Raw genomic sequence first — 15470 nt, forward strand, 5'->3', positions numbered from 1 at the left:
GCTATTGCTTTGCCTCACTGCCTCGCCCGGGGCAATGGCTTCGTCGATCCTTGGGCAAATGCAGGCTGAGCGGATCGCTCAGCTCGGCATCGAGCAAGCCACGGACCATGACGACGCGTGGTTCGCGCAACAGCTTCTCGTGCAACCCGCCTCTCCCTACAGCGATGTGGTGCGTACACCGTCGCTCATGAACGAACTCTGGTGGCGCGAAGTCGTCGACGCCAGCGCAGCCGACGACGACCAGGTGCTCGATGCACTTCGCCGCGAACTGGGCATGACACGCGCGAGGCCAGGCGTCGATGTCATGCCGGCGGGCGGATTTCGCGATCCGTTCGTCGCAGCCAATGCAACGAAGGCGGGGCTGGAGCCGGATGTTTTCTGGCATGTGCTGGACCTGTTCGGCTACGAGCACGCGCCTCGCTTCGCAAGCCACGCTGTCGGACTACAGATCCTGCGCGAACAGATCGGTTCGACGCCGCCAGCTCGCCGCGCCGCCGTAGGGGTGTTCGACGACGTCGCGTCCCGGGTCATGCGGGCGAGGCACCCGGACGAGTTGTCGACGCATGATCTGCGCTACCTCGACACGATCGTCCAGCACCGGCTGCTGCATCCGTCGGCCAACGCCGGTCTGCCGATCGCCTGGCGGATCGCACGCGCGGCTGCCGCCTTTCGCGATGCGCAGGGCTATGTCACGTCACCGCCATGTCGACCGGATGGCACGGCGCATCCCCAGAACGCCGGGGGCGGAGCACCCGGCGATGCACGCATACCCTGCTTCGTCGCAGCGCATGACCGTGCCGTGCACCGTTGGTACGTCGATGACATGCGTCGCACGCCGCTTCGGCCCGAGCCGCGGCACGATGGGCTCGCACGGTTGGGCCTGCTGGTCGGCGCGCTCATGCCCCTGCTCGACATGCTGGCCATGGCGGAAATCGTCGAGGCGGCCGTTGCCGACGACATGGTGTCTGCCGATGCGCTGTCCAGCTCCGACGCCGAGGCCTTGTCCGAACGCGCCAGCCGCCTGGCCTGCCCCGCAATGGAATAACCATGATCATGAGCGTACGTTCAATCCCACCCGTCGTAGCCATCGCCGTCGCGTACGCCTTGCCTGGCTACGCCGCCGCCGGCAGCGTCACCACAACCCGTGCGGATCTCGACGAAGGCAACCTCGTCGCGCTGCTCGAAGCCAGCAGCCAGCGCCATGTCGATGCCATGCGCAGTATCATCGTCGCGAGGTATCCCGGGGACTATCGGGCGCGGCGTTGGGAGCTCGTCGAGAGCCATATGCGCAGCACGCCCATCGCACGGCTGGAGTACACCTACACGTCGAATGGGATCTCCCACGTGCGCACGTACCACGCGATGGCCGGCGAGCCCCTGGGCCGTGTCGCCGTGCGCGCGTTCGCCGGACCGACGCCACCAGGAACGCCGAGCACGCCATCGTCGCCGGAGCTGGCAACGTCGGCGTCCGAGGCGGAAGAAGACGCCGCCGGTAGCCAGGCGGCGGTAAGCGACGAGGCACTCGCCGCGGCGGAAACCGCAGACGAACCCTTCTACGTCGCGTCGGACGCGACCGACGTCCGTGCGCCTTTTCGCATGGGCGGTCGCTCGATCATGAAGCCCTACTGGCACGATGGCCGTTATCATGCCCTGGATGCCGAACAGAAGGCGTTGCGCGCGTTGGAGGACGACATCCTCGGCGGCGTCGTGCCACGCAGCGGCACGGTACGCGGGATGCTCAGCGGCGTTGTCTGCCACACCTGCCGCTGGTCCATCGGGACCTTCGCCGACGCCTACGACCTCGACATCCAGCTTACCGAAATGTCTCCCACCATCCCGTCGGCGCTCAAGAAGGAGCTGATCGCCTCTGGCCGGGCACGCCTCAGGGGACTCAAGCTCATCGACGCGGGCACGGAACGGCCGATGGTGGCCTTCGATGCATTGGCCGGTGCACGCGCCGCACAAGTCCGTGACAATATCAGCCCCGCCGCCATGGAACGTACGGCAAGCGGCAAGCCATGGCCACAGCGTTCGTTTCGACTGGGTCAACCGCGGCCACGGCGGATCACCGAAGCATCGGCAAGCCCGTCGGAAGGCTCCGACCGTACGTCGTCACCCGAGCGCGAACCGCCGGATTGCTGAGCGTGGAATCGCTCAGGTGCCGCGCGGCTTTGCCCGGTGGGTCGCCGTCGCCGTCCACGGATCGTCCGGCCAGGGATGCCGTGGATAGCGACCCTTCAATTCCTTCTTCACTTCGGGATACGTGCGATCCCAGAACCCGGCGAGGTCCTGGGTCACCTGGATCGGTCGGCCCGCAGGCGACAGCAGGTGCAACATCACCGGGACGCGCCCATCGCCTACCCGCGGGGTGTCGGCCAGGCCAAACAGCTCCTGCAGCTTCACCGCCAACACCGGCGGCGCGCCGGGCTCGTCGTCGCGTGCGCCGTACTCCAGCCGCCGCGTCATGCCGCTCGGCACGACCAGCTCCTCGGGCGCGTGCGCATCGAGCGCACGCCGCTGCTCATAGTCGAACATCGAGGCCAGGGCTTCGGACAATTCGGCAGGCTGCAGCGCATCGAGCCGCCGCTTGCCGGAGAGGAACGGCGACAGCCACGTGTCGAGCGTGCGCGCGAGCGCGTCATCGCTGACATCGGGCAAGCCGAGCTCGGGACGCCACGCGCGCAAGGCACCCATGCGGGCGCGCAGTCGCCGGGCGTTGTCCGTCCAGGGAAGTGCAGGGATGCCGCGGGAACGAATCGCCGCCAGCAACGCCGGCAACGCATCGTCGCCGCTGACCGGTACGGACTTGCGCGAGACCACCAGGGCATCGAAGCGACGCTCCTCGAAGGCCTCTGCGATCTGCCGCGCATCGTCCCAACGCAGTACGCGCGTCGTGGTGAAGCGCTCGGCGTGCTCGCGCTCGAGGGTGTCCGGATCGAGTGGCGCGGCCGCGAACACGAGGCTATCGCGCGCATCCAGGCGAAGGTCGACGATCAATAACCACGGTTCGCCATGCAGTGCGCTCTGCTCGTGCAGGCGCGCGCCGCGGCCATTGGCCAGTTGGTAGCGCAGCGGCTGCGTATCGTCACGGCGCGCCACGCGATCGGGGAACGCATGCGCAAGCAGGTCGCCGACGGCATGCGAGTCGGGGACGCCGCTTGCCGCCGTCCTGGCGTCCATCCGTCGACGCCAGCCCGCGGCAGCCTTGTCGATCGCCGCAAGTGCACCCGCGTCCGCGGAACCGATCCGGGCGCCACGGCCGCGGCCGTCACGCCAGAGGTGCAAGGCATGCAACCGCTGGCGGAAGTCGTCGTTACGCGCCGCTTCGCCGCGCAGTGGGGAGCGTGCTTCAGCAAGTGCCAGCAGGTCGGCCACCAGCGCGCGTTGCTCGGGGCGTGCTCGCATCGCGGCCGCCGCCAGCCGCGCCGCGGCCCCCAGCGCAAGCATCTTCCGGCCGAGGCCGGTGATCGCCGACGCGCTATCCAGTGCACCGAGCCGGCGCAGAAGGTCGCGGGCCTGGCTCATCGCCCCGGCCGGCGGCGGATCCAGCCAGGGCAGGGATTCGCTGCCCCAGCCGGCGAGTTCCAGCGCAAGGCCGGACAGTTCGGCCTGCTCGATCTCCGCGCTGCGCGACGGCTCGAGGCGACGGCTCTGCGGCCACAGGCGATAGGCGCGCCCCTCGGCGACGCGCCCAGCGCGGCCCGCGCGCTGGTCGGCCGACGCCTGCGAGATGAGCACGGTCTCCAGCCGGGTGAAGCCCGAGGGCGGATCGAACCGCGGCTCGCGCGCCTGGCCGCTGTCGACCACCGCGCGAATGCCCGGCAGGGTCACGCTCGATTCGGCGACGTTGGTGGCAAGGACGACGCGCCGCGTGCCCGCGTCCGCCGGCGCGAGCGCCAGCTGCTGCTCCGCGAGCGACAGCTCGCCGTGCAGCGCAACGACTTCGACATCGCCCTCAAGGCGCTCCAGCATCGTCCGCACGCGTTCGATCTCGCGACGCCCGGGCAGGAACGCGAGCACGTCGCCGTCGTTCTCGCGCAGGGCCTGCTGCACGGTCCGCGCCATGTGCTGCTCGACCGTTTCCTGCGTCCGCGCCGGCGGGTGCACGATGTCGACCGGGAAGCTGCGTCCCGGACTGCTCAGGCGCGGGGCGTCCAGCCAGCGAGCGATGCGTTCGCCGTCCAGCGTCGCGGACATCACCACGAGGCGCAGGTCGGGTCGCAGGCTCGCCTGTACGTCGAGCGCAAGCGCCGCGCCGAGGTCGCCGGCCAGGTGCCGCTCATGGAATTCGTCGAACAGGATCGCGCCGACGCCATCCAGTGAGGGATCGTCCTGGATCAGCCGACTGAGGATGCCTTCGGTGACCACTTCGATCCGCGTCCGCGGCCCGATCCGCGACTCGAAGCGGATGCGATAGCCGACCGTGCCGCCGACCTCTTCGGCCAGCTGCGCCGCCATGAACGTTGCGGCGGCCCGTGCCGCGACGCGGCGCGGTTCCAGCATCAGGATGCGCTGGCCGGCGAGCCAGGGCGCATCGAGCAGGGCGAGGGGGACCTGGGTCGTCTTGCCCGCGCCGGGCGGCGCTTCCAGCACGAGGCGCGGCCGCTCCGCGAGCGAGGCGAGGATGTCGGGCAGCAGCGGGGTGATAGGGAAGACGGGAGTCATGCGCTGCGTATGGTACGCAGGATCGCGCTCGCCCGCCTCCCGACGCGCGGATCACTCGACGGCCGGCTTCGGCGTGAACGGCTCCAGCGAGCGGAAACGTCGACGGTAGTCGTCAGCGACGCGACGTGCGTCGCCCGCGCTGCCGATCACCCTCGGCGTGATCAGCACGAGGGTTTCGGTGCGCTGGTTGTTATCCCAGCGATTGCCGAACAGCTTGCCGAAGACGGGGATGCGCGACAGGCCAGGCACGCCACTGCGGCCGTGCGCGCCGATCTCACGAATCAGGCCGCCGAGCAGCACCGTCTGACCACTCTGCACGGCCACTTCGGTTTTCAGCTTGCGCTTCTCGATCGGTGCGTTACCCGACGCATTGGCCGCTTCGCCCACCTTGCTCACTTCCTGCTCCACGTCCAGGTAGACCAGGCCACCGGGGTTCACCCGAGGACGCACCTTCAGCATGACGCCCGTTTTCTTGTAGGCGACCTGGCCTACCTCGCTGCTCGCACCGACCTGCGTGTTCACGTAGGTCTGCGTGACCGGCACTTCATCGCCGACGACGATCTCCGCGCGACGGTTGTTCACCACGACCAGCGAAGGCGCCGACAACGTGCGTGCATGGGTGTCTTCCTCCAGCGCACGCACGATCGCCTGCAGGTCCTTGTTGACGAAGGAGTAGAAGAACGTGTCGGCACCGCCACGGGTGATCGGCAGCCGGCCCAGGCCCCATCCCTGGCGGTTGCCGGGCTGCGCCGGCTTGCCGCTTCCGCCGCTGCCTGCGAGTCCCTCGAGGTACCACTGCACGCCGAACCGGAAGTTATCCTGCAAGGCGACCTCGAGGATTCGCGTTTCGATCTGCACCTGCAGTGGCACGGCATCGAGCCGTTCGATGGCCGCGCGGATCGCCACCCACTGCGACGGACGCGCGTGGACCAGCACCTGGTTGTTCGCATCCACCGCGGTGACCCGCAGGGCATGCTCGCCGCCGCTGCTGACGCTGCCGCTGCCGGCTGGCGACGTGGCCGGCTGGTAGAACGCGGGATCGCGCTCGCCGTCGAACACCTCGGTCTCGTCGCCAGCGGACGGGCCGGCTCCCGACTCGTACGTTGCGCTGGCCAGGCCCGGGACGACCTCACCCGCGTGATCGGCGCCGCCCACGAAACCGCCGTATATCTGGCCGATGTGCCGGGCGACGTCCGCCGCGGGAAGATTGCGTACGTCGTACACGTACAGGCGCGGCTCGTTGCCGCCGCCACGATCGATCCGGTCGATCCATTCGCCAACGCGATCCACGATCTCGCCGCGCGTTGCAATTGCGACGATCGCGTTGCTTCGCTCGATCGGCAGGAAGCGAACCATCCCCGCGCCCGGTGACCGCGCTTTTTCGCCGAACACCGACTCGAGGCCTTGCAACAATTCCTTCGTGCTCGCGTGTTTGAGCGGGAAGACGCCGACCGACATGCCACCGACCCAGTCGACATCGAAGGTGTCGATGCTTGCCGCGTAGTTGTCCAGTTCCTCCGGCGTGCCAGCCAACACCAGCAGGTTGCGGACAGGGTCGACCAGTAGCAGGCCATCGGGAGTGACGAACGGCGTGAGCAGCTTCTCCATCTCGTTGGCGGCGACGAAGCGCAGCGGGAACAATCGCGCCGCGTGGCCCGAGCGGGGTGCCGATGCGGCGAGCCGCGGCACCAGCGCGCCGGCGACCGCCTGCCGTCGCGGCACGACGTCGTAGCGACCGTGTCGATGGACCAGCGCGTTACCCGTCCACGACAGCAATGTCTCGAGGATCGGCAATGCCTCGTCGCGGGATACGGGGCGCGCCGTCGAGAACGACACCGTGCCGCCGACGCCGGGCATGATCGCGTAATTCACATCCAGCACGTCGGCAAGGATGGCGCGCACCACGGCTTCCACCGGCTGGTCTTCGAAGTTGAACGTCAATGCACCCTCACCCGCCGCCCCAGGTCGTGGTGTTGCCAGCGCGCGCGGCGTGACGGCCGGGCGCGTCGTCGACGGTGGCCGCGACTTCAATGGATCGCCAGCGCCGTGCGTGATCGACGCTGCTACGCGATCCGCCGGGCCGGCGCTCGCATCCGCAGGCAGTGGCAGTGGCAGCGGTAGCGGCACGGGCCGGGCCAGGTCGGCCAGCGCTTCCCGCTCGAGATTACCCGCGAGGCGGGACGACTGCGTGGCGCAGCCCGTGGCAAGGCTGGCCATCAGGATGGCCATGCCTGTCTTGTATCGTTGCATCGATGTGTCCTCTGTCCTTGAGGGGCGCGTGCGCGCCGGTGACTCGTATCCTGCTGTCGTTACTGCACGTCCTGCTGTCGCTGCTGTTGCTGCTGTTCGAGGCGACGCTTCTGCACCGCGGCCTTCAAGGCTTCGATCCGCGCACGCTGCAGGTCGGCATCGTCCTGTCGCGGCGGCGCGTTACGCGCGCCATCCGCCTGCGGTCGTGGCAGGTTGGGGCCGGTCATGCCGCCACCCGGCTGCTGGATGACGCGGACGCCATCGTCGGCACTGGCCTGCGGCGGTCGTGGCGGCTGCCCACCCTGCGGCGGCTGGCCCGGGGTGCCAGGCTTCTGGTTCGCCAGCGGATCGGGCGCCGCCACTTTCAGCGTGAGCTCGCGCCGCTGTCCGCCGTTCTCGAACATGGCGCTGCGCGGCGTCAGCGAGGCGAGCGTCCAGTGGCCTTCCTGCATGGAAGCGCCCTCCTTCACCCGCACCGTCGTGTTCTTGCCGGTGTCGCGCAGCAAGGCCATGTGCAGGCCCGGCGTCATGATGATGCCGGTAAGCTCGAGGTCGCCGATGTTGCTCGACGAATCATCGCCGTCACTTGTCGCGACCGGCTTTCGGTCGGCCATGAACAGCGGGCGCTGCCAGACTTCCGTGAAATCTCCGAGCGGCTTCGATGCCGGCATCGCGGCCGCGCGTATCGGTGGCAACGGCTCCGGCGCGACCGGTTCATCCCAGTGCACGCCGCGGCCGACGCCAAGCGCGAAGGCGCCGGTCGCGAACGCCAGGGCGAGGGCGACGCCGGCAAGGATGGGGGTGAGGCGACGCTGGCCCGCGGCGTTCATGTCGCCGCCTTGGCCGCACGCGCGGCGTGGATGTATCCCGAAACGGTGAACTGGATCTCCAGCGGCGCATTGCCGCCGTTACGCGCGGCGACCGGATTGCGGTAGATGCTGAAGTCCTCGATGAAGAGATACGGCGCTTCTTCCTCGATGTCGTGCAACACGGCGGCCATGGGCTGCACCTGGCAACGCAGGCTGATGTTCACCGTCACCTTGCGGTACGGGTCGCCGGTCTTTTCCTGGCTTGGGACGGGCATCTTCTGCACCACGTCGCAGGAACCGTCTTCCTTGTGCGCGGCGGCCACGTCGACGATGCGCTGCATGAGGCCGGCGGCAGCGGCATTGGTGTCGTCGCCGGCGAGGAAGGCGTCGCTGCGGGTCTGGCCCTGCTCGAGTTGGGCGAGCCGCTTTTCCAGCTGCGGGCGCTCGGCGATGGCCGCGGCGTAGCGGCGCTGCGTATCGCGCAGGTCGTCCATTTCATCCGCCATCGCCAGCTGCGGCGCGACGAACCACCAGTGGATGAGTACGAAGTAGGCGATGACCACCGCGACGACAAGCAGCAGGATCGCGGCGATGCGCGACTCGGCGGGTTTCATCTTGCTGAAGGCGATCACGGCGCGTCTCCCGCACTGGATGCACCGCTGGCCGGCTTGACCGGCGTGGCCGGCTTCGCGGGCGCCGATGCCTTGGGTACAACGACCTTGGCCTGCATGTAGAAGCGCTCCTTGCCCGACGTCGGATCCGCCTGGATCGTGCCCTGGAAGCTGGGCTCGGTCAGTGTCTTCGCACCCTTGAGTGCGTCGATCAGCCGGGCGGCCTGTGGGCTCTGGCCCTGGAAGCCGATCTGCCCCGAGGCGTTCAGCGTGAAACGTTCCAGCCATGTGTCGTCGGCGAGCCGCGCACTGAGTTCCTGTAGCACGGGGAGGATGGCCGGTGATTCGATCTTGCGGCGAGCCAGGAAGCCGGACGCCCCGGCGCTTTCGGTCAGGCGCTGGCGCAACGCGCCGACGCGATGGGCATCGTCCTGCATGGCGTCCACTTCCGCGCGCATGGCCTCCAGCGCCGTCGAGCGGTTGTGCAGCCACGCGCCCATCGCGGCCAGGGCGAGCGCCACGATGGCCACGGTCAGCGCGAGGTTCAGCCGGCGCCTCCGGTCGACGCGACGCGGCACGCGCTGCGGCGGCAGGAGGTTGACCCCGGCCAGGGCGGCGCCTTCCGCGACGTCGACACGATCGGGCGTGAGGCCGAGGCTGGCGAGCTCATCGAGCAGCGGGTCGAGCATGGCGCGCGGCGTCGCGGCGAGTTCGGCGACGAACCGCCCTTCACCGGCGGGCTCGCCAAGGTCGCGCACGCCAAAGTGCACGTCGTCGGCGCGGAACGGGGTCTGCCGGTCGAGATCGAAACCGACCACCTGGCGCAGGTTGTCGCGCGCGGCCACGGGCATGACCAGGCGTCGGCGTAGCACCTGGGCAACGGGCAGGACCAGCGCGACGCGACGATCCGCCGGGTCCGCTTCGGCGAGCGCGCGGGTGAACGCACCGGTGCGATGGTCCAGTGCATCGACGTCGCTCGCGCTGGCCAGCGGAAGCGTTTCGCCCGACCGGCGAAGCACCCACGCATCGGGCCGGCGTTCGACGATGAACCAGCGCTGCCCACCGGCAAACGCGTAGCGCAGGCGCGGTGGCACGAGGGCGGCGAGTTCGCCGCCCCACCAGCGCAGGAAACCCGGCAGCGCGCTGCCGCGCCAGGCGCGGCGCAAGCGGTCGAGCTGAAGCTGGGAGGCGTCCTGCACGGCGGTCATTCAGTGTCTCCTTCGCGCCAACGCAAGATTGCGTAGGGCTGGCTGCCAGATCTTATCCCACGAAGTCGGATCGTCGATGTAAGGGAACTCCTCGTTCCATCGTCAAGGATCGCCTCGGCGTGGATCGTATGGGTGACCCCGTTGCCACCGCCCAACGCGGTGCCACCACCCTGGGCGCGCGCCGCCAGGATCGCTGCCGCGCCCGCGCTGTCCAGCCCGGGGATGGCGGCGAGCGCCAGCGGCTGCGCGTGTTCGGTATTCGGCCGTTCGCGGCCCGACCAGATGGTGATCGCGGGGGCAATCGTGGTCCACAGCCGGGTGTCCATGCCGAGCACCATGCGCGCTTCCTCGACCGTCGCGAACGGACCGTTGCGCGGGCCGTAGTCCAGGCCGGCCGCTTCGTATTGCGGCCGCTTGGCACCGTTCACCAGCGCGGCATCGCCGGGGCGACGCCAGTCCTGCACGGCGGCCGACAGCTTCGCCGCCAGATCGTCTTCCGCGCCGGCCGCCTTGAACAGGCCGGTCAGGACGTCGGCCGACGCGGCATTGAGGTCCACCTTGCCGTCCTCGTCGACGATGGTGATGTTGACCTTCGCCTTGTCGAATTCGAAGGTGTACAGACGCCCGTCGGCGACCCAGCGCGCCTGTGGATCGGCGGTCTGCAAGCCCTCGATGGCACGCATCACGCCGGCCTCGGCCGCATAGTGCGCCTGGGTCTGCGCGAACTGGTAACGCGCCTGCAGGCCCTCGGTCCGCGCCAGCGCGGCGAATCCACCCAGCATGATCGCCAGCAGGGTGCAGCCCCACAACACGATCAACAGCGCGATGCCGCGCTGGCTGCGCCGGCGGATCACTGCAACACCTGCCCGCGCATGCCACGCATCGGCGAGAACCCGTTGCGCGACGCCGACGGATCGATCCGCAGCGGCGCCACCAGGGTCGGGAACACCGTATTGCCGTCGACCTCCACGGCAAGCCGCACCAGCGAGGGCGTCCGCCGTGCGTCGGGCCACGCGTCCTGCCAGTCCGTCGCCTTGTTCTGGTCATCCATGCCGCGATAACTGAAGCTGGCCTTGCGGATGCCGCGCAGCAGCACCTGCGGTTCGCCGAGTGGCTTCGGCTCGCTGCCGTCGGGCGGCAGCATGAACAGGCTCGCTTCCAGCCGGTAACCTTCGCGCCCGTCACGTACGATGGCCACGGTCTGCAACTGGGGACCCATGTGCGACAGGTAGCCGGGCATCGGCGCCACGAAGCTGACTTTTTCCGCGCTGCCCTGGAACACGATCGGGTCGCCGTCGTCGGTTTCGCCGAAGGGGATGACCAGGGCCTGGGCCAGCTCGCTGCGCAGGTAGCCCTGTGCGGAACGTACCTCGTCCATCCGCTCGATGGCCCGGTCGCCACTGCGCACGATGCGACCCGCCGTGCTGATGCCGGAATACACGCCGAGCAATACGATGGTGAGCAGCGCGAGCGCCGCCAACACTTCCATCAGGCTGAAGCCGCGTGCGTGCCTCATGGCGGCGCGCCCTGGCCGCCGGCCAGCCGCAGCGTGGCGAAACGGGCGTGCCGTTCGTGGTCGGCGTCGCCCCACAGCACGTCGAGGTCGAGCCGGTACATCCGGCTACCACCATTCGGATCCGGCGCGGCACCATCCAGGTAGGGCGACACGTTCAGGCGCCATCGATAGGTGTCGTCGAATCGCCCTTCCGAACTGCCTTCCTGCACGGGGTCCACGATGAACGCGCTATCGAGCAGGCTGCGCGCACGCAGGGCTGCCTGGGTCCGCTCGTTCGCACGCGCGGTCAGGCTCATCGCGCTGCCCGCCACCTGCATCAACGCCGCGAACGCGATGGCAAGCACGGCGATGGCCGCGATGACTTCGAGCAGGCTGAAGCCGCCCGCATGGCCACGGCGTGGCAGGCGCGCATGCTTCATTTCGGCACCACGATGCTCACGCCGCCGGTCAGCCAGCCGACGTTGACGTGCCACTCGCGCTGGTCACGCTTCAACGTGATCCGACCACCGGTGGAGCTACCGTCGGGAAAGAAGCGGATGCGCCCCGTCGTGGCGTTGGCCTGGTCCTCGCGCGCACTGGTGATCGACACCCGCATGTCGCGCGGCAGGCGCACGTCGGGCTTGCCCGGCACGCGGTAGGTGGCGGTGGCGATGTTCACTTCCAGCGCTTCGCTTTCGCCTTTGACGATCGCTTGCGTACGCGTATAGCGCAGCGCCGCGGCGAGCTCGCCGCTCGCCGCATTGACCCGCGCGCTCGCAAGCCCCTGGGTGACGGGAATCGACACGGCCACTGCGGCCAGGCCGATCAGCACGATCACGGCAAGCATCTCGAATAGCGTGAAGCCGCGCGCGCGCATGGCGTCGATTCCGTCCTGCCTGGGTTACTGCCAGTTGCCGTAATCGGCCGAGTAGCCGTCGCCACCGGCCTTGCCGTCCTGGCCGTAGAACACCAAATCGTACTGGCCGTGCTCGCCCGGGAAGCGGTAGCCGAACGGGTGGCCCCAGGGATCCTTCAGGTCCGACGGCTTCGCGTACGGTCCCTGCCAGTTCTGCGCGTCGGCCGGCTTGGTCACCAGCGCATCCAGCGATGCCGGCGGCGAACCGTTGTCGAGCGAATAGTTGTCGATCTTCTGGGTCAGCGTGGTGACCTGGGCCTTGCCCGCGCCGTATTTGCCCTTGTCGACGTTCTTGCCGACCTGGGTGACGACGATGGCACCGATGATGCCGATCAGCACGATCACCGCGAGCATTTCCAGCAGCGTGAAGCCGCGGACGTGGCTGTGTCGGAGGGTACGGGTCGAGCGCATGGCAAAGCTCCTGTAAAGCGGGTCGGTCAGTTGATGTTGCTGGTGAGGCTGAGCAGTGGCAGGAGGATCGCGGCCATGATGAAGGCCACGAGCACGGTCATGACGATGGTGAGGGTCGGCACCAGCGCGGCCAGCAGGCGATCGATGGCGCGTTTTGCTTCGATATCGAACGTATCGGCGACCTTGAGCAACATGGTGTCGAGCGCGCCGGCCTCCTCGCCCACCTGGATCATCTGCAGCGCCAGGCGGGGAAAGCGTTCGGTCTGGGCCAGTGCGCTGCCCAGGCCGCTGCCGCCCTTCACCCGTTCGGCCGCCTGTTCCAGCGCGAGGTCCAGGGCGCGATTGCCGGTGACCTGGCGTGCGATCGACAGCGCCGCCAGCAGCGGTACGCCGTTTTTCAACAACGTGCCCAGGGTGCGCGCGATGCGTGCGGTTTCCACCTTGAGCAGCAAGGGGCCGGCCACGCGCATCACCAGCAGGCGCGCATGGAAACGTAGCCTGGCCTCGGGATCGCCAAGGCGGATGCGTAGCAGCACGACGCCGACCACCAGGGCCAGGCCGATCGCCCACCACCAGTCGCCGATCACCGTGCCGAGGGCGAGCACCACCTTGGTGATCAGCGGGATCGGCACCTGCATGTCGGCGAAGATCGGCACGAACTGCGGCACGACGTAGGCCAGCAGCAGGACCAGCGACCCCAGCACGCCGACCATCAGGAAGGCGGGATAGATCAGCGCATTGATGATGCTGCCGCGAAGTGCTTGCGCGCGTTCGAGGTAATCGGCCAGGCGGCGCAGCGTTTCATCGAGTGAACCACCGGCTTCGCCGGCACGGACCAGGCTCACGTAAAGGCGCGGGAACACGCCGTTTTCTTCGTCGAGCGCGGATGACAGGGTGGTGCCGCCGCGCACGCGATCGCGGATGCGTTCGACCATGCGCTTCGCGCGTTCGCCTTCGGGAAGGTCGAGCAGGATCCCCAGCGCGCGGTCGAGCGGCTGGCCCGCACCGAGCAGCGTCGCCAGCTGGTGGGTGAACTGCGCCAGCTGGTCGCCGGTGAGGGGTCCCTTGCGGAACAGCCCGGACAGGCCACTGCCGGGTGCATCACCCTCCGCAGCGGCCGCTTCCAGTGGCGTATGGCCCTGGTCCTGCAGGCGAGCGACGACGTCTTCGACGGAGCTGGCTTCCATGCGGCCGGCGAGGACTTCGCCTGCGGCGCTGATGGCTCGGTAACGAAACTGGCTCATGGGCGCGTAATCACGATTCCTGCGTCACGCGCAGGACTTCCTCGATGGTGGTGATGCCCGCCACGGCCTTGGCCAGGCCATCTTCGTACATGGTGCGCATGCCTTCGGCGCGAGCCTGGCGTTCGATTTCACCGGCATCGGCACGTTGCATCACCAGCCGACGGATGGGATCGCTCATCACCAGGAATTCCATGATGGCCCGGCGACCGCGATAGCCCGTGGGGTTGACGGCGCTGGTGCCTGGCTTCCACAGCCGGATCGGCCGTTCGTCGGTGTATTTGTGCAGCTGGAACTGTTCGATGACTTCGGGCATCGCCTCGTACGACGTCGCCGTGGCCGGATCGAGCCGGCGCACCAGGCGCTGCGCGAGGATGCCGTTGACGGTCGAGCCCAGCAGGTAGTCCTCCACGCCCATGTCGAGCATGCGGGTCACGCCGCCCGCCGCGCTGTTGGTATGCAGCGTGGACAACACCAGGTGGCCGGTAAGCGCGGACTGGATCGCGATGCGGCAGGTTTCCAGGTCGCGCATTTCGCCGATCATGATGACGTCCGGATCCTGGCGGACGATGGAACGCAGGGCGCCGGCGAAGTCGAGGCCGATCTGCGGTTTCACCTGGATCTGGTTGATGCCTTCGATCTGGTATTCGACCGGGTCTTCGACGGTGATGATCTTCACGTCCGGCGTGTTGACCTGCGACAGCGCCGTGTACAGCGTGGTGGTCTTGCCGGAACCGGTCGGGCCGGTCACCAGCAGGATGCCGTGCGGACGATCGAGCACCTCGACGAAACGGTCGCGGAAATGATCGGTGAAGCCCAGCGACGCGAAATCGAACACGACCGACTCGCGGTCGAGGATACGCATCACCACCGACTCGCCGAAGCTGGTCGGCACGGTGGACACACGCAGGTCCAGCTCCTTGCCCTGCACGCGCAACTGGATGCGGCCATCCTGCGGCAGGCGGCGCTCGGCGATGTTCAGGCGGGCCATGATCTTCACGCGCGAGATCACGGCGGCGGTGGAACTGGACGGCGGGGCTTCCACTTCGTGGAGCACGCCGTCGATGCGGTAGCGCACCTTCAGTCGGTTTTCGAACGGCTCGATATGCACGTCGGAGGCGCGCTGCTCGACCGCGCGCTGCAGGATCAGGTTGACCAGGCGGATGACCGGCGCCTCGGACGCCAGGTCGCGCAGGTGCTCGACGTCGTCTTCCGCGGCGGCGCTGCCATCGAGGCTCTCGACGATGCTACCCATCGCCGAACGGCCCTGGCCGTAATAACGTTCGATCAGGTCGTCGATTTCCGAGCGCAGGCCGACGCGCAGCTGCACCTCGCGGCCGGTGGCCAGGCGCACCGCCTGCAGGGGATAGGGATCGGCGGGATCGGCGACCAGCAGGGCGACGCCATCGTCGCCCTCGCGCACGGGTACCACGTGATATTGCTTGAGAAAGCGCGCAGACAACTCGACGTCGACCGGCGGCATCTCGGGCGCGTCCTTGGCGGCCAGCAGTGGCAGGCCCAGCAGGGCGGCCCATGCGTCGGCGAGGTCGCGTTCGGAAACCAGGCCGAGACGGGCCATCAGGGCCGTCAGGGTGCCCTCGGGCGTCTCATCGTGCAGGCGACGCGCCCGGACGAGGTCGGCATCCTTCAGGCGGCCGTGCGCGACAAGGTGCGCGCAGACCTGGGTCTCACCCGGTTCGCCGGTCAGCATGTCCTTATGCTCGGTCATCGCAGACATGCTTTCTCATGCTCCGTTCGTTGACGTTTCGATGCCCCCGTTCCTGGGGCCATGGGCCGCTATTGGTAGCACAGACCACGCGTCCGCGGCGACCACGCCACGCGCATCCTGCGACGCGCTGCAACA

The 15470-nt window shown here is 68.5% G+C and carries 14 protein-coding genes; 2 read left to right on the plus strand and 12 right to left on the minus strand.

Annotation, left to right across the window (positions count from 1 at the left end; genetic code table 11):
* Positions 1-34: 34 nt before the first annotated feature.
* Both KPL74_15560 and KPL74_15565 read left to right on the plus strand, forming a co-directional pair.
* Entirely contained in the window at positions 35-1045 is a 1011-nt protein-coding gene (locus KPL74_15560; GenBank protein ID QWT19156.1) for a hypothetical protein, read from the plus strand.
* Positions 1046-1053: 8 nt separating this feature from the next.
* Complete coding sequence (locus KPL74_15565; GenBank protein ID QWT19157.1) at positions 1054-2142, plus strand: hypothetical protein; 1089 nt, start codon at positions 1054-1056, stop codon at positions 2140-2142.
* A 12-nt stretch (positions 2143-2154) separates the two neighbouring features.
* On the opposite strand, the gene hrpB is transcribed toward KPL74_15565, so the two are convergent.
* Genes hrpB through gspE form a run of 12 tightly spaced genes read right to left on the minus strand, consistent with a single transcriptional unit; the run spans position 2155 to position 15335 of the window.
* Entirely contained in the window at positions 2155-4665 is a 2511-nt protein-coding gene (gene hrpB, locus KPL74_15570; protein QWT19158.1) for an ATP-dependent helicase HrpB, read from the minus strand.
* Positions 4666-4716: 51 nt separating this feature from the next.
* Complete coding sequence (gene gspD / locus KPL74_15575; protein QWT19159.1) at positions 4717-6915, minus strand: type II secretion system secretin GspD; 2199 nt, start codon at positions 6913-6915, stop codon at positions 4717-4719.
* 59 nt (positions 6916-6974) lie between these two features.
* Complete coding sequence (locus tag KPL74_15580) at positions 6975-7745, minus strand: hypothetical protein (GenBank protein QWT19160.1); 771 nt, start codon at positions 7743-7745, stop codon at positions 6975-6977.
* Positions 7742-8356 (minus strand): type II secretion system protein M, encoded by a 615-nt coding sequence (locus KPL74_15585; protein QWT19161.1) that lies wholly within the window; start codon positions 8354-8356, stop codon positions 7742-7744. The genes KPL74_15580 and KPL74_15585 overlap by 4 nt, the downstream gene beginning before the upstream one ends.
* The gene (locus tag KPL74_15590; protein ID QWT19162.1) at positions 8353-9543 is read right to left on the minus strand and encodes a hypothetical protein; all 1191 of its coding nucleotides are present in this window, start codon (positions 9541-9543) and stop codon (positions 8353-8355) included. Before KPL74_15590 ends, KPL74_15585 begins: the two co-directional genes overlap by 4 nt.
* Complete coding sequence (locus KPL74_15595; GenBank protein QWT19163.1) at positions 9540-10397, minus strand: general secretion pathway protein GspK; 858 nt, start codon at positions 10395-10397, stop codon at positions 9540-9542. Before KPL74_15595 ends, KPL74_15590 begins: the two co-directional genes overlap by 4 nt.
* Positions 10394-11059, minus strand: coding sequence for a prepilin-type N-terminal cleavage/methylation domain-containing protein (locus tag KPL74_15600; GenBank protein ID QWT19164.1), 666 nt, complete (start codon positions 11057-11059; stop codon positions 10394-10396). The genes KPL74_15595 and KPL74_15600 overlap by 4 nt, the downstream gene beginning before the upstream one ends.
* Positions 11056-11478, minus strand: a complete 423-nt coding sequence (locus KPL74_15605; GenBank protein ID QWT19165.1) for a prepilin-type N-terminal cleavage/methylation domain-containing protein — start codon at positions 11476-11478, stop codon at positions 11056-11058. Before KPL74_15605 ends, KPL74_15600 begins: the two co-directional genes overlap by 4 nt.
* Complete coding sequence (locus tag KPL74_15610; protein ID QWT22625.1) at positions 11475-11915, minus strand: GspH/FimT family pseudopilin; 441 nt, start codon at positions 11913-11915, stop codon at positions 11475-11477. The genes KPL74_15605 and KPL74_15610 overlap by 4 nt, the downstream gene beginning before the upstream one ends.
* Positions 11916-11939: 24 nt before the next feature.
* Positions 11940-12365, minus strand: coding sequence for a type II secretion system major pseudopilin GspG (gene gspG, locus KPL74_15615; GenBank protein ID QWT19166.1), 426 nt, complete (start codon positions 12363-12365; stop codon positions 11940-11942).
* Between the two features lie 26 nt (positions 12366-12391).
* Positions 12392-13609, minus strand: coding sequence for a type II secretion system inner membrane protein GspF (gene gspF / locus KPL74_15620; protein QWT19167.1), 1218 nt, complete (start codon positions 13607-13609; stop codon positions 12392-12394).
* Between the two features lie 10 nt (positions 13610-13619).
* The gene (gspE, locus tag KPL74_15625; protein ID QWT19168.1) at positions 13620-15335 is read right to left on the minus strand and encodes a type II secretion system ATPase GspE; all 1716 of its coding nucleotides are present in this window, start codon (positions 15333-15335) and stop codon (positions 13620-13622) included.
* Between the last annotated feature and the right edge of the window lie 135 nt (positions 15336-15470).

The sequence above is a fragment of the Bacillus sp. NP157 genome, from assembly GCA_018889975.1.
Classification (GTDB): domain Bacteria; phylum Pseudomonadota; class Gammaproteobacteria; order Xanthomonadales; family Rhodanobacteraceae; genus Luteibacter.